This is a genomic window from Olsenella uli (assembly GCF_901212675.1).
Lineage (GTDB): Bacteria > Actinomycetota > Coriobacteriia > Coriobacteriales > Atopobiaceae > Parolsenella > Parolsenella uli_B.
The window spans coordinates 131,588-152,012 of the sequence record NZ_CAAKOQ010000038.1 but is presented as its reverse complement, the minus strand read 5'-3'; the positions used below and the strand labels follow the sequence as shown (position 1 = coordinate 152,012).

The window sequence follows — 20,425 nt, the reverse complement described above, 5'->3', positions numbered from 1 at the left end:
CGGCGGCCAGCAGCAGCGCGTGGCCATCGCGCGCGCCCTCTGCACCAAGCAGCCGATCATCCTGTTCGACGAGCCCACGAGTGCCCTTGACCCCGAGATGGTCCAGGAGGTGCTCAACGTCATGGTCGAGCTGGCCCAGGAGAACATCACGATGATGTGCGTCACGCACGAGATGGGCTTTGCCCGCGAGGTCGCCGACCGCGTGATCTTCGTCGACGACGGCCAGATCCTCGAGCAGGGCACCCCGGAGCACTTCTTCGAGAACCCCCAGCACGAGCGCACCAAGGACTTCCTGAGCAAGATCCTGCGATAGGCTCGGTCTCCCTCGCACCATCCGTGGCCGTGGGTTCGCTCGTCTGCGAGCCCGGCGGTGAGGGGCGAGGGCACTCGGCCCGGCCGCATCCCATCGGTACCATCCGCCACGCGCGGTCACATGGATGGCCACGACGTGGCCATCCCAGCACGTCCCAACGAAAGGGGAACATCATGAAGAACATCTCCCGTCGTCAGTTCCTGCAGGCGCTCGGTCTCTCCACGGCTGCCGTCGCCGGCCTTGGCCTCGTCGGCTGCGGTGGCGGCTCCAACGGTGGCTCCGCCTCCACCGGCTCGTCCAGCTCCAAGGTCGATGCCATCAAGAGCCGCGGCAAGCTCAATGCCGGCGTCAAGAAGGACGTTCCGGGCTACGGCTACCTTGACCCGTCCACAAACAGCTACGAGGGCCTCGAGATTGACCTCTGCTACCAGGTCGCCGCGGCCGTGCTCGGCGTCTCCTATGACGATGCCAAGAACCAGCAGCTCGTCAACTTCACCGACGTGACGCCCAAGACCCGTGGCCCGCTCATCGACAACGACCAGCTCGACATCGTCTGCGCCACCTACACCATCACCGACGACCGCAAGAAGAGCTGGGACTTCTCGACCCCGTACCGTCAGGACTACATTGGCCTGCTCATCAAGAAGGGCTCCATCTCCGGCCTCGCCGGCCTCGACGGCAAGATCATCGGCGTGTCCCAGGGCTCCACGACCAAGGACAACATCGTCAAGATGCTTTCCGAGCAGGGCGTTTCCGCCACGCCGCAGTTCCAGGAGTTCCCGGACTACCCGTCCATCAAGCAGGCCCTCGACGGCGGGAACATCGACGTCTTCTCCGTCGACCGCTCCATCCTGGGCGGCTACATCGACGACACCACCGAGCTCCTGGTCCCGGACGTGAAGTTTGGCGAGCAGAAGTACGGCGTTGCCACCAAGAAGGACTCCGACCTCTCCAAGGTCGTGGACGACAAGGTCAACGAGCTGCTCGGCAACGGCTGGCTTGACGAGGAGATCAAGACCTGGAAGCTGCTCTAAGGCTTTTGCCAGCGCTGTATGTGCCAGCGCCCGGGCGGCCCAGCTGCCCGGGCGCTTGTTTCGAAGTCAATTGGAAGGAACGAGATGCTTGAGGGACTTCTCGACCCACTCAGGTGGGAGATGACCTTTAGCCAGATGGACACCCTGTGGCAAGGCTTTGCCTTCACGCTGCAGGTTGTCGTGGCGGGGCTGTTGCTCTCCATCGTGCTGGGCACAATCCTCGGCGTGTTCTCCACCACGCGTTCCCGCGTGCTTCGCGCGATCAGCCGCGTGTATGTGGAGTTCTACCAGAACACGCCTCTGCCGGTGCAGGTGTTCTTCATGTACGCGGCGGGGCCCAAGATCCTGCAGGCCCTCACGGGCGCCTCGAGTGCGGTGCGCATCGCCCCGTTCGTGCTGGGCTTCGTAGGCGTGGGCCTCTACCACGCCGCCTACATCTCCGAGGTCATCCGCACGGGCATCGAGGCCGTGCCCCACGGCCAGATGGAGGCCGCTCAGTCCCAGGGCTTCTCGCGCGCCCAGGCCTACCTCTACATCATCCTGCCGCAGACGTTCAAGGTGATTCTGCCGCCTCTCTGCAACCAGGCGCTCAACCTCGTCAAGAACACCTCGGTGCTTGCCCTCATCGCCGGCGGCGACCTCATGTACAACGCCGACAACTTCGTCTCCACGTACGGCTACCTGCAGGGCTACATCATGTGCTGCCTGCTGTACTTCATCATCTGCTTCCCGCTGGCGCTGCTCGTGCAGTGGCTCGAGAAGCGCTCCAAGGAGCGCCCGCGCGCCAAGGTCATCCCCGGCATCACGCCCGAGCCCACGAAGGAGGCGTAGCAGATGGAGATCTTCACCCCTGCAAACCTCGGCTTCATCATGGGCGGCTTTGGCAACACCATCGTCATCTCCGCCCTGGCAATTGTCTTCTCCATTGCGTTTGGCACGGTGCTTGCGCTCGTGAAGTCCTACGCGGTCAAGCCGCTCCGTTGGCTCGTGAGCGCCTACATCGAGCTCTTCCGCTGCACACCAAACCTCCTGTGGATCCTCTTCATCTACTTCACTGTGAAGGGCAACTACATCTTCATCTCGGTGCTGGCGTTCACGGTGTTCACCTCTGCCGTCATGGCCGAGATCATCCGCGGCGGCCTCAACTCGATTCCCAAGAGCCAGTTCGAGGCGGCGCAGTCTCAGGGCTTTGGCTTCTTTGCCACGATGCGCCTCATCATCCTACCGCAGACGTTCAAGACGATCATTCCAGCGCTGTTCAGCCAGTGCACGACGGTCATCAAGGACTCGTCGTACCTCGCGGGCATCAACGTGGCGGAGTTCATGTACTCCACGAAGGTCATCATGGCGCAGACGTCCAACCTGGGCCAGGCGCTCTTGCTCTACGGGTTCACGTTCCTGCTGTACTTCGTGCTCAACTTTGGCATCTCGCTCATCGTGCGCGCCTATCAGCGTCGCCTCGTTGCCGCATAGTGATGGACGCGGCGTGCGAGCTGGCGCTGGCCCTGCTCGAGTGCGTGCGTAGAATCTGAGGGGTGGGCGCAGTTCAACCTGCCGTCCGCCCCCCTTGCTTACCTTTGGAGGAACCATGGCCGACAACATCGCCCAAGTGAGCACCGACGTCAGCACCTTCCCCGTGGTCATAACCATTGCGCGCGACTTTGGCGCGGAGGGTCACGAGATTGGCAAGATGCTCTCGAGCGAGCTGGGCATTCTCCTGTACGACAACGAGCTGCTCGTGCGCGCGTCGCTGCGCGCCGGCGTGACCACCGACCAGATTGCGGCCTACGACGAGAGCCTCGCGGCCGAGGTGAGCGCATTTCTGCCCGACCGCGTCGACGCGCGCTCGGTGGCCGACAAGCTGTTCAAGCAGATGCAGGGCGTCATTCGCGACCTTGGCTCCACGGAGAGCTGCATCATCGAGGGGCGCCTGTCCGACTACATCTTGCGCGACAACCCCAACTGCATCAACGTGCTCGTGACCGCGCCCCTGGACGTGCGCACCGAGATCGTGCGCGCCAAGCGCAACATCACCGAGAAGAAGGCAAAGAAGCTCGTCAAGCGCATGCAGCGTGCGCGCGAGCTGTTCTACAAGCGCTATTCGGCCGGCAAGTGGTCGATGCACGAGGGCAAGGACCTCGTGGTCAACCGCGCGCGGTTTGGGCGTCAGGGCTGCTGCGATATTATCGCCGCGGCGTATCGCGCCAAGGTTGCCGCCGTCGAGCGTGCCCGTCAGTCCGCATAGCTCGCCTGTCTCATTTTCAACCGTATAGTTTGTCTCATTTTGCGAGGACCCGCCCGGTTGCCGATGTGGTCGGGCGGGTCCTTTGTGTTGGATTGGCGGATGGGGTATGTATGTCGCGTTGCCGCCGTGTTTGTGGGATGCGTGGAACTGGCCGCGGGTGCCTGCGTGAAGTGGGTTGGCCTCAAATCAGTCTTCGTGAGACGAGCTGGCGCCAAGCCAATCACTTCCGAGTGAAGAGGCGACTGATACTATCCGGCCCCAATTGCTCATTCGGCGAGGTCGCGGGGGACGTGGCGGTTGGCCCAGAGCGAGGTGAGTGGCTCGAGGAGAGCGAGGTCTCGGTCGTTGGCCAGACCCTTTCTCGAGAGCGTCACGAGGTTGTCGACAAGCTCGGTCGCTGGCCGTCCATAGACGGTCGCGTCCCAGCCGCTTGCCTTGAGCTCGCTCCACGCGTCGCGCACGTCCCGCACGGAGATGCCGGGGAGCACGAGCGCGGACACCTCGTCTCCCACCGCGGGGCCGTAGAAGAGCCCCTTCACGAAGGCCGCGAGGGCGGCGCTCTGCGCGGGCGGTAGGGAGTCGGTAGTGCGGAGCTCGGCAAATCCCTTGAGGCGACACTCCGGGAAGACCATCGAGATCATGTGCGCCAGCTCGGCCTTGGTGAGAAGCCGGCGAGACAGGATGTCCGCCTCGGTGGCCGTGCCGGTCGAGGTTGTCTTGCCGTCCGCGTCGGTGAAGAGGATCGGCCTCACGCCACAGAGCCAGTCCACGTACGTGGCGGCGCCAAAGTCCTTGTCGAACGTCCCGGGCACGATGCCGCAGCGCGCGGGGTCAACCTGCTCCCAGATGCGCGCATGCGCCATGCGGGGCGTGTCGGCCGCGGAAAGGCCGCGCCAGTGTGGTGCGTTGTCGCAGAGGAATGAGAGCATGGGCCCAAGCGCCACGGCGAGCTGGTAGGTCTCGCGGCCGCCGTGCCCGCAGGCGAGGTCGATGGAGACCTGGGCCGACGTGGTGCCACGCATCATGTCGCGGGCATAGCGACCCGTCCCCGACAGGTAGGCATCCATGAGGTGGTAGCGCTCCTTGTCGATGAGCGGCACCTCGGTGGGCGCGGACACGATGGGGTTGTAGCCGTTGGGCACGAGCTCCCACCTGACGCCGAGCTCGCGCGTGAGCTCGGCGAACTGGGCGTCAAAGGTCTCGAGCGCCCCAAGCAGCACCCAAACGTGCTCGCTTGGCCCTACAGAAGCCTCAAGCTGGCTACCCGGCTCGAGCGAGATCGAGATGCCCACCCGCTCACCCTCGACCTCGTAGGTCCCGGCGTACCCAAAGAGGTGTCCGTCGATGAAGACCTGCTCGGCGGGGGAGAAGAAGCGCACCCAATGAGATAGTAGCTCGTGGACGCCCGGCTCGTCGACGTAGGCGACGGTGCGGTTGGCGTCTCGGTCGATGACGAAGCGCTCGAGCTCGAGGCCGAGCTTTCGGGTGCCTGCGACGTCGCAGCTTGGTGCGCTGAGCATCTTGGTGAGCGCCGCCTTGTTGGCGGCGAGCGTCTCGGCGGAGCAAGTGGATGCCTCGGTGGTCTCCATGAATCCTCCGTTCTGGGTTCTTCGGGTGAGGGCTGCGTTGGCGAGTGCAGTAAAACCCTTATCCCTAGTAGGTAAGTTCAGTATATCGATTTGCGACCTACTTCGTTCATTGTTTGCAACGAGCTGAGTGTCTGGTCGCCTGAGGCGGTGGGCGGCGTGAGAAATCGCCCTGTGGCGCCCGGTGGTGGATGGCGCTTGTCGTCTTGTGGCAGCGATGGCCGACATGAGAAATCGCCCTGTTGACAACGGCGGTGGGCTGCGCAGGAAATTGACTCGCGGAGGAACCTCGCCTGTGCCGGTGGTGATGCTGTGAGGGTGAAGGTCGGCTCAGGGCAACAGGGTAGAATTGTTAGGTAATCGTTAGACGGCGCCATCGGCGCAGGTATCGCGGGAGCCACATGACGCAGTTGGACGACAAGAAGACTGGTGCGCTCTCTTTGGGAGACGCTCGCGGAGAGGTACGGTCATCGGCGGCGGGCACTCCCATACCTGTGGCAGCCGGGGCCAATGGCCTGGCCGCCGACGACTCGCAGGGCTCGGCATCCGCGTCGGCTCACACGTCTACCAACGCTGTGACCTCTGCCCAGTCCGTCGCATCCGCTTCTGCACGCGATTCGTCTGCCGAGGCCGACCATTCCGCTCACGATTCGTCTGCCGAGGCTGGCCATCCTGTTACTCAGACACCGCACAAGCCCCGTGCCCCCAAGCCACGCATCGCCGGCTCCTCGCGCGTTGGCGCACGCCCTGGCTTCCGCAAGCACGGCTCTCGCGAGGAGGAAAAGGCTGCCGACCCCGACAAGAAGCAGGCCGCTCACGGAGCCCAGTTCATCGGCCTCGTCTTTGGCGCGTACGTGGCGTTTCTGTTCTTCTCCGGCCAGATCGAGGAGTTCGTCACGGCGTTCCAGAACCTCGAGTTCGGCTGGCTCGTGGGTGCGCTTGTGTGCATCGGCATGTACTTCGTGCTGGGGACGCTTGCCTACGTCACCGCGGTCTACCTCGACCATGACTCGCCGGTGGGAATCCGCGACCTCATGGCCGTCGAGGCCTCGGGCAACTTCTTCGGCAACCTCACGCCCATGCAGATGGGCGCACTGCCCTCGCAGATCTACCAGCTCACCAAGGCTGGGCTCTCCGTTGGCGCTGCCTCGGCCACGCAGTTCACGCGCTTCATCATGTTTCAGCTGGGCGTGGTGCTGTTTGCCGCGGTGATGCTCTGGGCCAAGCTGGGCTTCTTCATCGACAGCTACGGCGACATCGTGTTCCTCAACCTGCTCGTGTTCGCGGGCCATGCGCTCGAGCTCGTGGGACTCTTCGTGGTGTGCCTCTGTCCGGGGTTCGTGCGGCGCGTGGGCGGCTCAATCCTTCGTTGGGCGAGCGGGCACGGCTGGGTCAAGAACCGCGCCAAGTGGGACGAGATGCTGAACGTGCAGGTGGGCCAGTTCTCGAGCGCGTTTCGGCGCTCGGCGGCCAACGTGCCTGACATGGTCATCACGCTCGTGATCACCATCCTGCAGCTCGCGTTTCTCTACACGATTCCCTGGTTCGTGCTGCATGCGTTTGGCGTCGAGGCCGACTTCGTGACCTGCCTGGCTGCCGGGTCGATGGTGCAGCTCGTGTCGAGCGCCGTGCCGCTGCCGGGCGGCACGGGCGGTGCCGAGGGCGGCTTTGCCCTCTTCTTTGGCGAGATGTTCGGCGTCTATGCCACGGCGGGCTTTCTCGTGTGGCGTGTGGTGACGTTCTTCGTGCCCACGTTCATGGCGGTGCCGCTCATTGGCCTCAAGAGCTCGCATCGCGACAGCATCTACCACAGGCTTCACCGAGTGATTGGCCACGGGGTTCGCGGCGGGCGGGGCGCGCGCGGTGGGATTGCCTACAAGCCCAAGCAGGCTGCCGCGACGTCGCATTCGGCCGGGACCATTAAGTCCGGCGTGAGGTTCGTGGTAAAGTCGCCCCGCGGGGACGGGGCGTCCAAGCCCCGCTAGTGCGCTTCGCTCTCACTTTTTCCAAAGCTGTCCAGCCTTCTTGTCATGCAGCCTCGTTGCTTATGGGCGTGGGAGCCGGGCAGCTCTGGATGGTTTGTCTTGTGGGTTGCGCTGTCTGAATGTGACTATCAAGGGCCACCGAGGGTGCTTTGCGATCTATTTTCTTCTTTGCTGCCACGAAAACGCAGTTTGTGGGAAACGGTCTCACGGTCGGGGTCTCTGCGCGCCAGGCTGATCTCTTGGCGTTGGTCGGCCGAGCAATCAAAACTGCTGTCAAGCTATGATGACACGAACTCGATTTCTCTGGTTTGCCAAATGGAAAGACACTTCTGCGCTCATGCGGTGGGACGTTCCTGTAAAGGGCAGCTGGTTGTTTCCCACAAACTGCGTTTTCGTGGCAGAAAAGGCAAAATCTCTTCGCGGCGGTTCTGGGCTTGCAAGCAGTGCGTCCCATGTGGCCTTTCCTGTTTACCTTCAGGTCCATTCTCATAGATTTGCTAAGCAGGGCGGTGAGGCCTTGCTTTGGGCATTCTGCTTCGTGAGGATGCGGACAAGAACTTGGGTCGCCTGGTCCTGGAGGAGGCCCGCACGTATGATTCCGATGACGTGGAGCTTTCGATGCTCGCGCCGGCGGAGGGCATGAGCCCCAGGGAGGCCGGGGAGCTCGTCGGCACCGGGCGGGGACCGTCCGCCGGTGGGCGGCGGGTCTGTCCTGACAACGAAAGCCTGGTCGGAGGCGGGACGGTCTCGAAATCAAAAAAGCCGGCCACGACGGTTGCGTCGTGGCCGGCCTTGCACTGAGCAAGTTGCCTGTACCTACTTGGCCATCGTCTCCGCGCGCGTGATGCGGGCGAGGGCGTCGGACTTGCCGACGAGCTCGAGCACGACGCCGAGCGGCGGGCTCACGAGGTTGCCGCAGACGGCCGCGCGGATGGCCTGGAAGACCACGCGCTTCTTGGCATCCAGCTCGTCGGGCAGTGGGTCGAGAGCGGCGTCGATGGCGTCGGCGGTCCAGCCGTCGTCCGGGATGGCCACGAGCTTGGAGCTCGCGGCCACGAGGATCGGCTTCACGCCCTCCTTGGCAAGGCCCTTCTTGACGGCCTTCTCGTCATACTCGAGCGTGTCGGCCGTGCCAAACACCATGCCGCAGATGCCGGCCACGTCACCAAGGTGCTTCGTGCGCGGGCGCACCACGCTCGCAAGCGTGAGCAGCCACTCGCGCGGGCGGTCGTCGCCAGAGCCGACGAGGCCGGCGCGCACGAGCTCGGGCACCATGACCTTGTCGGTGAACTCTGCATCGCTCATGGCGTCGAGGTAGGCGGCGTTGATCCAGTCGAGCTTGGCCGGGTCGAACGTGGCCGGGTTCTTGGACACGCGCTCGAGCGAGAAGGTCCGGGCCAGCACGTCACGCGGCACGATGGTGGTCTCGCCGTCGGGGCTCCAGCCGAGAAGCGCGAGGTAGTTCACGAAGGCGTCGGGCAGGTAGCCGGCGTCGCGGTACTCCTCGACGCTCGTGGCGCCGTGGCGCTTGGAGAGCTTCTTGCCGTCGGCGCCGAGGATCATCGAGATGTGCGCGAACATCGGCACGGGCGCGCCAAGCGCCTCGTAGACCATGACCTGGCGCGGCGTGTTGGAGAGGTGGTCGTCGCCGCGGATGACGTGCGTGATGCCCATCATGGCGTCGTCCACCACGGTGGCGAAGTTGTAGGTGGGTGTGCCGTCGGAGCGGAAGATCACGAAGTCGTCGAGCTCCCTGGCGTCGAAGGTGACGTCACCGTGCACCGCGTCGTGGATCACGACGTCGCCGCGGTCCTCGGGCACCTTGATGCGCAGCACGTAGGGTTCGCCGGCGTCGATGCGGCGCTGGGCCTCCTCGCACGAGAGGTGACGGCAGCGGCGCTGGTAGCCCTGGAACGGGTCGTGGCGATCCTGGGCCGCCTTCTTGTCGGCCGCGAGCTGCTCGGGTGTGCAGAAGCACGGGTAGGCGTGGCCCTCGTCCCAGAGACGCTGGGCGGCCTGCCTGTAGAGGTCGAGTCGCTCGGTCTGCTTGTAGGGGCCGTAGTCGCCGCCCACCTCGGGGCCCTCGTCCCAGTCGAGGCCCAGCCAGCGCATGGCGCGCAGGATGATCTGGGTGTTCTCCTCGGTGGAGCGGGTGGGGTCGGTGTCGTCGATGCGCAGGATGAAGGTGCCGTGGTTCGCGCGGGCAAAGGCCCAGTTGAAGATGGCCGTGCGCGCGCCGCCCACGTGGAGCTTGCCGGTGGGCGAGGGTGCGAAGCGAACGCGTACGGGCTTGGTGTCGTCGGACATGTATCGTCCTCCCTGGAGGCTGGTCACATACGTCGAAAGTATACCTCGGCTTGGAATGGCCAGCGGGAGGGACGAGTCGGCGGTGCAAACGGGAGGGGGCTGGAGCGCCGTTGGCGGGAGGGTGATGCAATGGCTCGACTGGAAAGGGGAATGGACGGCAGTGCGACTGGAGGCGGCCCAGGCCGTCCAGCCCGGGCCGCCCGCAAGCGGACTATGCCTTCGCCAGCCCCGACGCCTCGTCGATGGCGGCGAGCTCGTCGTCCGTGAACGTCGTGTTCTCGAGCACCTTGACGTCGTCGACGACTTGCTGGGGCTTGGGGGCCCCGATGAGCACGCTCGTCACGGCCTTGTGGGCAAGCAGCCACGCCACGCTCATCTCGGCGAGGGTCTGGCCGCGCCCCTGGGCGATCTCGTTCAGCCGCACGATGGTTGCGTGTGCGCGCTCGACGTCGGTGGGGTGCAGGAAGCGCGGGTCGTGCGCGGCACGCGAGTCGGCGGGGATGCCGTCGAGATAGCAGTCGGTGAGCAGGCCCTTCGCGAGCGGAGAGAAGCAGATGAGCCCCTTCTGCAGGCGCTCGGTGGCCTCGAGCAGGCCGTTGTCCTCGACCGTGCGGTCGAGGATGCTGTAGCGGTTCTGGTTGATGACGAACGACACGCGCAGGTCGGCCAGCACGCGCGTCGCGGCCTCGAGCTGCTCGCCGTTGTAGTTGGAGAGCCCCACATAGAGCGCCTTGCCGCTCGTCACGGCCTGCGCGAGTGCGCCCATGGTCTCCTCGAGCGGGGTGTCGGGGTCGGGGCGGTGGTGATAGAAGACGTCCACGTAGTCGAGCCCCAGGCGCCCCAGGCTCTGGTCGAGCGGGGCCGGTGCCCACGCGCGCGGAATAGCCGCAGGACAGGCGGCGGAGGGACGCCGACACGCCGCCGTTCGCGGAATCGGGCGATTCGGCGAGCGGGCGAACGGTAGGTTTTCGCAGGTGAGCGGTACCATCCCACAACTCGTCCAGAGATTGCTCGGCGCGTCGGCAGACAGGCCTCGCTATGCATGGCCCTCACGGCTGACCAGGCCGGTATACAGCGGGTCATTGTCCCCAGCTAATGTGAAATAAACAACAATATACTTAAAATATGCAATTACCATTACTCTTGAACAGCCTGACCTAGTCAACTGCCCGTCCCATCCGGCCGTCTAGATGACCATGCTATTCTGCTCAAGCGCAGGTAGACGAACTACCGCTCACCCTATGCGTCAGATTTGAGGCACATTCTCCGGTATCATTGATGCCAGGCACAGAGGCATGGTTTTATGCATGCCCAAGGTTCCGTGGTCATTTGGGCGCCCCAGCGGCGTCCCGTATCCAATCTGGAGGTAGCTATGGCAAAGGCGGAAAAGGTCATCGACAGCCTCGACGCGCTGAGCTCAAGGCTCGCGTCTATGCGCAAGGCCCAGGCCGAGTTCGCGACGTTCAGCCAGGAGCAGGTCGACAAGATCTTCCACGCGGCGGCCATCGCGGCCAACAAGGCGCGCATCCCGCTTGCGAAGGACGCCGTGGCCGAGACGGGCATGGGCATCGTCGAGGACAAGGTCATCAAGAACCACTACGCGGCCGAGTACATCTACAACAAGTACAAGCACATGAAGACCTGCGGCGTCATTGAGGACGACCAGGAGTTCGGCTACAAGCGCATCGCCGAGCCCTACGGCATCGTGGCGGCGGTCATCCCCACGACCAACCCCACGTCGACGGCCATCTTCAAGTGCCTCATCTGCCTGAAGACCCGCAACGCCATCATGATCAGCCCGCACCCTCGCGCCAAGAAGTGCACCATCGACGCCGCGCGCATCGTGCGCGACGCCGCCGTCGCCGCCGGCGCGCCCGAGGGCATCATCGACTGGATCGGCTCGCCCTCGCTCGAGCTCACCAACGAGCTCATGCGCTCGGCCGACATCATCCTGGCCACCGGCGGCCCCGGCATGGTCAAGGCCGCCTACTCCTCCGGCAAGCCCGCCCTGGGCGTCGGCGCCGGCAACACGCCCGCCATCATCGACTCCACGGCCGACATCAAGCTCGCCGTCAACTCGATCATCCACTCCAAGACCTTCGACAACGGCATGATCTGCGCCTCCGAGCAGTCCGTGACCGTCCTCGCCGACGTCTACGACGAGGTCAAGGCCGAGTTCAAGGCCCGTGGCTGCTACTTCCTCAAGGGCGCGGAGCTCGATAAGGTCAGGAAGACCGTCATCATCAACGGCTCCGTCAACGCCAAGATCGTCGGCCAGAGCGCCCATACCATCGCTAAGCTCGCCGGCTTCGACGTGCCCGAGAAGACCAAGATTCTCATCGGCGAGGTCACGAGCGTCGAGCCGTCCGAGGAGATGGCCCACGAGAAGCTCTCGCCGGTGCTGGCCATGTACAAGGCCCAGACCTTCGACGAGGCCATCGACAAGGCCGAGCACCTCGTCATGGACGGCGGCCCCGGCCACACGAGCTCCCTCTACGTCGCCACGACGGAGAAGGAGAAGATGGCCAAGCACGCCAATGCCATGAAGACCTGCCGCATCCTCGTCAACACGCCCAGCTCCCAGGGCGGCATCGGCGACCTCTACAACTTCAAGATGGCCCCGTCGCTGACGCTCGGCTGTGGTTCCTGGGGCGGCAACTCCGTCTCCGAGAACGTCGGCCCCAAGCACCTGCTCAACTACAAGACGGTCGCAGAGAGGCGGGAGAACATGCTCTGGTTCCGCGCACCCGAGAAGGTCTACTTCAAGAGGGGCTGCCAGCCGGTGGCACTCGACGAGCTTGGCACGGTCATGCACAAGAAGCGCGCCTTCATCGTGACCGACCAGTTCCTGTTCAAGAACGGCTACATCAAGCCGATCGAGCAGAAGCTCGACGAGCTGGGCATCGAGCACGCCTGCTTCTGGGACGTTGCCCCCGACCCGACGCTTCAGTGTGCGCGTGAGGGTGCCAAGATTCTCACGAGCTTTGAGCCCGACGTGATCATCGCCTTCGGCGGCGGCTCGGCGATGGACGCCGGCAAGATCATGTGGGTCCTCTACGAGCACCCCGAGGCCAACTTCGAGGACATGGCCATGGACTTCATGGACATCCGCAAGAGGGTCTTCACCTACCCGGAGATGGGCTCCAAGGCCTACTTCGTGGCCATCCCCACCTCCTCGGGCACGGGCTCGGAGTGCACGCCGTTCTCCGTCATCACCGACGCCGACACGGGCATCAAGTGGCCGCTCGCCGACTACGCGCTGCTGCCCAACATGGCCATCGTCGACGCCAACAACATGGACTCGCAGCCCAAGGGCCTCACCTCCGCCTCCGGCCTCGACGTCCTCACGCACGCCCTCGAGGCCTACGTCTCGGTCATGGCGAGCGACTGGAGTGACTCCATGGCGCTCAAGGCCATGAAGCTCGTCTTTGAGTACCTGCCGCGCGCCTACGACAAGGGCGCCGCCGATCCGGAGGCCCGCGAGCGCATGGCCAACGCGAGCTGCCTCGCCGGCATGGCCTTCGCCAACGCCTTCCTCGGCCTCAACCACTCGATGGCGCACAAGCTGGGTGCCTACCACCACATTCCGCACGGCCTGGCCAACGCCGTCATCCTCACGCGTGTCATGCGCTACAACGCGGCCGAGAGGCCCACGAAGATGGGCACCTTCCCGCAGTACGCCTACCCGCACACGCTCGAGCGCTACGCCGAGGCTGCCCGCTTCTGCGGCGTCACCGGCAAGACCGACCAGGAGGTCTTCGATAAGTTCGTCGACAAGATCGAGGAGCTCAAGGCCCACTGCGGCGCCAAGAAGACCATCGCCGAGTACGGCGTGGACGAGAAGTACTTCCTCGACACGCTCGACGAGATGACCGAGAACGCCTTCAACGACCAGTGCACGCCGGCCAACCCGCGCTACCCGCTCATGAGCGAGATCAAGGAGCTCTACCTCGACGCCTACTACGGCCGCGAGCCCAAGAGCTACGAGGACTAGGCAGGTCTGTGCCGGCCGTGGCGCACGGACTCGGTGCGTCTCCCGAGGCGCCCCACGGCCCGGCCGGCATGCAATGGAGGGTCAACCCAAAGGAGGGTGAGCCATGGAGCTTCCCGAGAGCAAGGTCGAGCTAGTCCGGCGCGGCAACAAGGTCGTCTACGACTGCGGCGACCGCATCGTCAAGGTGTTCAACGTCTCCAAGCCCGAGAGCGACGTCTTCAACGAGGCGCTCAACCTGGCTCGCATTCAGGAGACGGGCATCCGCGTGCCCAAGATCCTCGAGGTCTCGAAGAGCCCGGAGGGCTGGGCGCTCGCGACGGAGAAGGTGCCGGGCACCACGCTGGCCGAGCGCATGCAGGCCGACACCAAGAAGAACCAGGACCAGTACCTGGAGCAGTTCGTGCGGCTGCAGCTCGAGGTGAACGGCCATACGGCGCCTCTGCTCAACCGTCAGCGCGACAAGTACGCGCGCATGATCAATGGCCTTACCGAGATCGATGCCACCACGCGCTACGAGCTGCTCATTCGCCTCGACGGCATGAAGGCCGAGAACAAGGTCTGCCACGGCGACTTCAACCCCACGAACGTGATCGTGGGCGAGGACGGTCTGCTCTACGTCTGCGACTGGGCGCACGCCACACAGGGGTCGCCTGCGGCCGACGCTGCCATGACGTACCTGCTCTTCGCGCTCGAGAACCTGGACCTGGCGGACAGGTACCTCATCATGTTCTGCAAGATGGCGGACATGCCGATGCAGGTCGTACGCCGCTGGACGAGCATCGTGGCCGCGAGCGAGCTGGCGCGTCACCGTGACGCCCACGAGGAGGAGTTCCTCCGCAGCTGGATCGACGTGGCCGAGTACCAGTAGGCCATGGCGCGGCCGACTTTTCCGGCCTTGCTTGTACGTTCGAGGGGCCTGCAGGCGGCGGTTGCCGACCCGCAGGCCCCTTTATGCTTGCTTTCGATAGGCGGGGATTGCTGTTTTGAGCGTACTGATGCTGCGCGATAAGGTTCCGTCGCCGTTCTGGCCCCCTGTTTCGCGCCCTTCCGTACGTTGCCTGCTGGCATCAGGTGGGGCTGGTGCAGTTGTTGCGGATGTGTGTATCGACTTCGAGGGGCCTTCATAGTTGCGTGCAGTTTTGTCGGTAATGGGTGCTTGCTTGTTACCCATAACCGTCAAAAACGCACGCAGTTTGACTGGCGTTACGAGGGGATACCCATTGCCGTCTAAAACGCACAACCAGTCAACGAGGCACGCAGAACTGGGTGCTCGGGGCGTCTACGTTACGACGAGAAGCGCAGGGCTGGGCGCCCAGGTGCGTCTACATCGCGGCGACGTGCGCAGGCCTGGGCGCTCGGAGCGCCTACATCACCTTGGTGCTCTCGATCTTGTGCTCGACCCACTCGTTGAGGCGGATGACGGGCCGGCGCAGCACGAGGCCAAGCAGAAGGAATGGGATCGTGAACGAGAGCAGCGTGACGAGCTCGGCCCAGTAGTCGGCGCCGTAGAGGCCGAACATCGCCGCGCGCATCGCGTTGGCGCTGTGAACGAACGGTAGGTAGGGATAGATGGCCTGGAACGGTGCGGGCAGCATCTGCATCGGGAAGGTGCCGCCCGAGCCCGCCACCTGCAGCACCATGAGCACCACGGCGATGGCCTTGCCCACGTCGCCGAACGACGCCGTGAGCGCGAAGATGATGTTGATGTAGGTGAACGACGACACGAGCCCCGCGAACACGAAGAGCACGGGGTGCGCACACTGGACGCCCAGGAAGTAGAGGTCGCCCAGGCAGATGAGCAGCGTCTGCAGCACGCCCACGCTCAGGAACAGCGCGATGCGACCCACATAGGACTCGCCGTGGCCGCAACCCGTCTCGCGCAGGGCCGCCTCTGAGGGCGAGGCCTTCACGAGGGCGCACAGGATGACGCCGCCGATCCAGATGGAGAGTGTGGTGTAGAACGGCGTCATGGCGCTTCCATTGTTCTCGATGGGGAAGATGGCGTTGCGGTCGATGCTCACCGGTGCGGAGATGAACGAGGCCAGCTGGCTGGGGCTCGCCGAGAGGATGTCACGCACCTGGTTGATGTCGTCGGAGTCGAGCGCGTCCTTGACCTGGGCCTGCAGGCCCGAGAGGCGCCCGGCGAGCTGGTCGAGCTCCGAGGCGGTGGCGTCGAGCGAGTCCTTGGCGCCGCCGAGCGAGCCGGAGGCGTCCTGGGCGGCCGAGCCCACCGAGTCGAGCGTCTGCCTGATGGAGCCCACGATGCTGTCGGCGTTCGCGGCGGCGGAGTCGATCTGGCTCGCGAGACCCTGGAGCGACCCGCGAACGCTGTCCTCGTAGTCCTTTTGCACCTGAGCAAGCGACCCCTTGGCGCTCGCCACCTGGTCCTTGAGCTTGTCACGGGCGGTCTGGGTGTCGGCTGTGCCGGCCTTGAGGTCGTTGATGGTTTTCTCCAGCTCGTTGGAGAGACCCGTGAGCTGTCTGATCGTCTCCTGGACGCTCTTGTTGAGGCCCTGGATGGTGAGGCGCGTCTCGTGGATGGTGGTGATGGAGGCGTCGCCCTCCTGGAAGCTCTCCTCGAAGGACTTGTAGAGCGTGTCGGAACCGGCGAGCTTCTCGGACAGGGCCTTGAACTGGTCGTTTATGGCGTCGACGGAGGTCTTGGCCTGCGCGAGGCCGTCCTCGAGCTTGCCCACCTGGCCGTCTGCGGTGTCGAAGGCCTGGTCGATGGCGCCCGACACCGAGTCGACGCTCGAGGCACCCGTGGCGATGGCGTCGTTGATGGAGTCCGTGGTGCCGTCGAGGGCGTTGCCGAGCCCGCGGATGCCGTCAGCGGTGTCGCGCAGCGTGCCGCCCACGTTGGCCGCGCTCTCGAGCGAGGCGGACGCGAGACCCGAGCCGCTGCCGAGCAGGTCCTGCGTGGAGGAGATGATCGCCGAGTAGGCGCGCACGTTCTCCGTGACGTCGCCCACCTGCGAGATCGAGCTCGTGAGCGCCTGGTCGAGCTTGCTCGCCGCCTGCATGACCTGCGCGTCGGAGAGGGTGGAGTCGAGCTCGTCGAGCAGCGACGTGCCCACCTTCACCACCGATGACGAGAACGAGGTCTCGATGTCTTGCTGGATCTGGGTCGAGGACTTGTCCGTCACGATCGTGGCGATGGAGTTGGCCTTCTCGTTCTGGTAGAACTCGACCGTGGGCTGGGTGGGGGAGTCGGACAGGATGCTCATCATGTTGCGCGAGAACTCGGCCGGGATCACCACGGCCGCGTAGTACTTGCCCGAGCGCACGCCCTCGACGGCGTCGTCCTCGCTCGTGACCTCGTAGCCGAAGGTCTCCGTCTCGCGCAGGTCTGACACGACGCGCTCGCCGGCGTTGACCTCGACGGGCGCGAGCTCGCTCGCGTAGCCCTCGTCGTTGTTGGCGACGGCGACCTTGAGGTTGGCGGTGTTGCCGTAGGGGTCCCAGCTGCCCGCGATGTTGAACCATGCGTAGAACGTGGGCACCACGATGATGCCGAAGATCACGACGAGCGCGATGACGTTGCCCCTGAGGTGGGCGATGTCCCTGCGGATGAAGCGAAGGATGTGGCGCATCAGCGCTCGCCTCCCGTCTGGTCGTGGTCGTCTGGGAGCTTCTCGGTGGGCTGGGCTGGGGCCACCTGGGTGGCGTCGGCGGGGTCCTCCTCGCGTGCCTTGCGGTCGAGGCGCATCTTCTGGATGGGCGCGAACGCCATGAGCTCGCTTCTCAGCTCGTCGTCGAGAAGGCCGTAGAGCTGCTCCCTGTCCATGCTCGCGAGTGCCGTCTTCTGGCCGATGCGGCTGTGGAGGTACTCCACCACGATGAGGAAGGTGCAGATGGCGATCATCGACGCGATCCACAGCACGAGCATGAGGTACTTGGCCGGCAGGATGAACAGGAGCGCCACGAGCAGAAGCGGGATGGCCACGAGCGCCTGGAAGCCGCGGCGCACGAGCGTGGGGTACATGAGCTCGAACTTGGCCGCGCGCTGCAGGAACACCTGGCGGTAGCTGCCCGAGTCCATGAGCACCTTCACGATGGTGGACAGGCGGAAGTAGGAGCCCCTCATCCCCACGCGCTCGGTGTACATCATGTCGGTGTCGGCGAGACGGCGGTCGAAGAGCGCGTTGATGTTGAGGAGGTGACGGCGCGCGGCGATGCCGATGAGGGCCGCCGGCACGAGGTAGACGAGCAGGACGGCGATGTCGGTGGCGTAGTAGCCGTCATAGAAGCCCGCGATGGCCTCGCGCATGGCGTTGATGCCGTAGGTGAACGGCAGCCATGGGTGCAGGGCCTGGAAGAAGTCAGGCTGGAGCTCGATGGGGTAGGTGCCCGAGGCGCCCGGGATCTGCAGGATCACGAGAAGCACGCCGAGTGCCTTGCCGATGTGCTTGAACGCCACCGAGATGGAGTAGATGAACGACACGTACACGAACGAGCACACCATGCCCGCGCCCACGAAGGCGGCCGGGGACACGCACTGGATGCCGAGGAGCAGGTCTCCCAGGCAGCAGATGAGCGCCTGCACCTCGCCGAGCAGCATCATGAGCAGCCATCGGCCGAGGAACCCCTGCCAGGGCTTGAAGGTGCCGATGCCCTCGCGGTCGACCTCGAGCTTGTAGATGGCCACGAGCACGAAGCCGCCCACCCAGAGCGCCAGGTTGGTGTAGAAGGGCGTCATGCCCGAGCCGTAGTTGGCCATCGGGAAGATGCGGTTGCCCTCCATCTTCACCGGCGCGCCCAGAAGCGTGCCCGTCTCGTCCGGGTCGAGCCCGAGGACCTTCTGCACGGCGTCGAGCGACTGCAGGCTCTGGATGCCGGCCACGTCGTCGGCGAGCGACCCCACGTTGTCGGCCGCCTTGTCGAGCAGGCCCGCGGTCTGGGTGAGGGTGGTGGCGCCCTGGGCCAGGATGTTGTCGAGCTCGGCGAGCGACGAGTCGGCCTGGCGAAGCATCGGCGAGAGCGCGCCCACGGTGCCCACGAGCTTGCCGCCGGCGTCGGAGAAGGAATCGAGCGAGCCCGAGAGCTCGGGCATCGTGGTGCTGGCGAGCTTGGACTGCAGGTCGACGAGGCCCTGCGTGCTCTCCTGGATGGTGTCGTTGACCGAGCCGGAGAGGTTCCTCACCGAGTCGTTGTCGGCCTTGATGTCGTCGGATATCTGCTTCAGGCGCGCGAGCTGGTCCTTCTGCGTCTTCGTGAGCTGGACGAGGAGGTCGACCTCCTGCTGGAGCTCGGTCTCGACCTTGTGCTTGGTCTCCCCTGTGGCGCCGTCGGGCAGCTTGATGCTCGTGATAGTCTCCTTGGACGTCTCGAGCGTGGTCTTGAGGCTCTGGGTGGTGCCGTCGAGCGCCTGGATCTGCGCGATGGCGGCGTCGACCTTGCCTTGGGCCCAGCCGATGTCGCCCGTGATCTGGCCGATGTCGTAGTTGGCCGTCGACGAGATGCCCGAGACGGTGGAGACGCCCGTGCCGAGCGCCTGCGAGAGCTTGGTGGTGAGCGTCTGGGCGCGCTTGCGCGTGTCGGAGAGCGAGCCCATGGCGTCGTTCAGGGTGCCGGAGAGCGAGTCGGTGGTGCCGGCGAGCTTGGTGAGCGTGCCGCGTGCGCTCGAGATGGCGTCGCGCGTGCCGGAGATGGAGCCCTGCGCGTCCGAGAGGTCCTGCGCGAGCCCCGAGAGCGAGGACTGGGTGTCGCGCAGCTCGCCCACGATGCTTGCGTTGGCGTCGTCGACCTTGCCCATGGCCTCGGATACGCCCTGCTGGAGCTTCTCGGACACGGTGGAGCCCACGACGCTCACGAACTGCTCGGCGATCTGCTGCTCGAGCGTGGTGGCGCCGGTGTCGGTGACCTTGGGCGAGATGGCGTTGACCTTCTCGTTGACGTAGTAGGCGATGTGGGCCTGGTCGGTGTTGCCGTCGAGGACGTCGGCGAGCGAGGAGGTGAAGTCCGACGGGATGACGAAGGCGGCGTAGTAGGTGCCGGCCTCGACGCCCTGCTTGGCCTCGTCCTCGTCCACTAAGGTCCAGCCCAGCTGCGTGTTCTCCTCCAGCCGGTCGTGGATCATGTCGCCGGCGTTGGTGTAGCCGATGCCGGGGATGTCGGCCCCGGCATCGTTGATGGAGACGGCCACGGGCACGGTGCTCGTGTTGTTGTAGGGGTCCCAGTTGGCGAGGATGTTGATCCAGGCGTAGAGGGAGGGGATGAGGCACACGCCGAACGCGATGATGACCGTGACCGGGTTGATGGCTATTCGCTTGAAGTCACGCAGGAAGATGCGCAGGGCTGTCTTCACGTCGTATCCCGTCTGTCGAGCGTGCGCGGCTGGGGCGTCGCACGGTGTCGTGTCCCCTGCGGCCGAGGTTGCGGCTGGGGGTGGAGGCGCCGGGTGCGATGGTGGTGTGATGGCGTCCTGCTTGCGGCCGGGGTGGGTCCGGCCTGGGGCTGTGAGCCCCCTGGTTGTGGGCACGGGCGAGCGAGTGCGGCACCCGACTTGGGCCTGGGGGCTGTGGTCTGGTGTCGAAGTCTAACGTCTACCCATTGTAGGGAGGCCATGCCCTCGCCCGCATGCGACAACGGACAAGTTTACATAATTCTGGCATAGCCGGTTGCGGAGGGCGAGGTGGCGGCTGGCTCCGGGGCGCGACCTTCGGGTCGTCGTGATTCCCCGTCGCCCGTCTCCTCTGCGCCGCTCCGCGCCCGACTCCTCTGCGCCGCTCCGCGCTCGCCTCTGCTGCGCCGCTCAACGCCAGCCTCCGTTGCGCCGCTCCGCGCTCGCCTCCGTTGCGCCCCCCAACGCCAGCCTCCGCTGAATCCCGCCTCCCTCTCCTCCACTGTCTCTCTTATCGAACGTGCGTTCAACCGACTTTTTTGGCTTGTGACGGCCTCTATTTCTCGGTTATCCGCACGTTCGATCGGGGAGCAGCGATCGCAGCCTGGCTTGCCCGCA

13 protein-coding genes and 1 pseudogene (1 of these 14 only partly in view) are annotated in these 20,425 nt (G+C 65.0%); 9 read left to right on the top strand and 5 right to left on the bottom strand.

The features are described 5' to 3' along the window. The 6 genes and pseudogenes from EFAMC1_RS11445 to EFAMC1_RS06115 form a co-directional block, all read left to right on the top strand. Positions 1 to 115: pseudogene (locus EFAMC1_RS11445) on the top strand (ATP-binding cassette domain-containing protein) (its annotated part extends 185 nt beyond the left edge of the window); the annotation flags it as partial. A gap of 6 nt (positions 116 to 121) precedes the next feature. Next, on the top strand, positions 122 to 313 hold the full coding sequence (locus EFAMC1_RS11440) for a hypothetical protein (RefSeq protein ID WP_410054785.1): 192 nt from the start codon (positions 122 to 124) through the stop codon (positions 311 to 313). Between the two features lie 173 nt (positions 314 to 486). Next, entirely contained in the window at positions 487 to 1,347 is an 861-nt protein-coding gene (locus EFAMC1_RS06130) for a transporter substrate-binding domain-containing protein (protein WP_154053423.1), read from the top strand. Between the two features lie 84 nt (positions 1,348 to 1,431). After that, entirely contained in the window at positions 1,432 to 2,178 is a 747-nt protein-coding gene (locus EFAMC1_RS06125) for an amino acid ABC transporter permease (RefSeq protein ID WP_154053422.1), read from the top strand. 3 nt (positions 2,179 to 2,181) lie between these two features. Further along, positions 2,182 to 2,820 carry an amino acid ABC transporter permease gene (locus EFAMC1_RS06120; RefSeq protein WP_154053421.1) on the top strand — a complete coding sequence of 213 codons (639 nt, stop codon included), beginning with the start codon at positions 2,182 to 2,184 and terminating at the stop codon, positions 2,818 to 2,820. A 115-nt stretch (positions 2,821 to 2,935) separates the two neighbouring features. After that, on the top strand, positions 2,936 to 3,592 hold the full coding sequence (locus tag EFAMC1_RS06115; protein ID WP_154053420.1) for an AAA family ATPase: 657 nt from the start codon (positions 2,936 to 2,938) through the stop codon (positions 3,590 to 3,592). A 266-nt stretch (positions 3,593 to 3,858) separates the two neighbouring features. On the opposite strand, the gene EFAMC1_RS06110 is transcribed toward EFAMC1_RS06115, so the two are convergent. Next, positions 3,859 to 5,181 carry a glutamate-cysteine ligase family protein gene (locus EFAMC1_RS06110; protein ID WP_187324581.1) on the bottom strand — a complete coding sequence of 441 codons (1,323 nt, stop codon included), beginning with the start codon at positions 5,179 to 5,181 and terminating at the stop codon, positions 3,859 to 3,861. Between the two features lie 398 nt (positions 5,182 to 5,579). Between EFAMC1_RS06110 and EFAMC1_RS06105 the strand changes: the two genes are divergently transcribed. After that, positions 5,580 to 7,163 (top strand): YbhN family protein, encoded by a 1,584-nt coding sequence (locus EFAMC1_RS06105; protein ID WP_154053418.1) that lies wholly within the window; start codon positions 5,580 to 5,582, stop codon positions 7,161 to 7,163. Positions 7,164 to 7,979: 816 nt separating this feature from the next. On the opposite strand, the gene gltX is transcribed toward EFAMC1_RS06105, so the two are convergent. Together gltX and EFAMC1_RS06095 are read right to left on the bottom strand one after the other, a co-directional pair. Next, a complete protein-coding gene (gltX, locus tag EFAMC1_RS06100) occupies positions 7,980 to 9,470 on the bottom strand; it encodes a glutamate--tRNA ligase (protein WP_154053417.1) in 1,491 nt (496 codons plus the stop codon). Between the two features lie 211 nt (positions 9,471 to 9,681). Beyond that, positions 9,682 to 10,458 carry an aldo/keto reductase gene (locus EFAMC1_RS06095; protein ID WP_154053416.1) on the bottom strand — a complete coding sequence of 259 codons (777 nt, stop codon included), beginning with the start codon at positions 10,456 to 10,458 and terminating at the stop codon, positions 9,682 to 9,684. A gap of 384 nt (positions 10,459 to 10,842) precedes the next feature. Here EFAMC1_RS06095 and adhE point away from each other — a divergent pair, with 384 nt between their 5' ends. Together adhE and EFAMC1_RS06085 are read left to right on the top strand one after the other, a co-directional pair. Continuing rightward, the gene (gene adhE / locus EFAMC1_RS06090; protein WP_154053415.1) at positions 10,843 to 13,464 is read left to right on the top strand and encodes a bifunctional acetaldehyde-CoA/alcohol dehydrogenase; all 2,622 of its coding nucleotides are present in this window, start codon (positions 10,843 to 10,845) and stop codon (positions 13,462 to 13,464) included. A 103-nt stretch (positions 13,465 to 13,567) separates the two neighbouring features. Next, entirely contained in the window at positions 13,568 to 14,332 is a 765-nt protein-coding gene (locus EFAMC1_RS06085) for a phosphotransferase family protein (RefSeq protein ID WP_154053414.1), read from the top strand. A 496-nt stretch (positions 14,333 to 14,828) separates the two neighbouring features. Here EFAMC1_RS06085 and EFAMC1_RS06080 read toward each other — a convergent pair whose 3' ends face one another. Beyond that, complete coding sequence (locus EFAMC1_RS06080) at positions 14,829 to 17,057, bottom strand: YhgE/Pip domain-containing protein (RefSeq protein WP_154053413.1); 2,229 nt, start codon at positions 17,055 to 17,057, stop codon at positions 14,829 to 14,831. Then, the gene (locus tag EFAMC1_RS06075; protein WP_154053412.1) at positions 17,057 to 19,771 is read right to left on the bottom strand and encodes a YhgE/Pip domain-containing protein; all 2,715 of its coding nucleotides are present in this window, start codon (positions 19,769 to 19,771) and stop codon (positions 17,057 to 17,059) included. The genes EFAMC1_RS06080 and EFAMC1_RS06075 overlap by 1 nt, the downstream gene beginning before the upstream one ends. Positions 19,772 to 20,425: the final 654 nt, after the last annotated feature.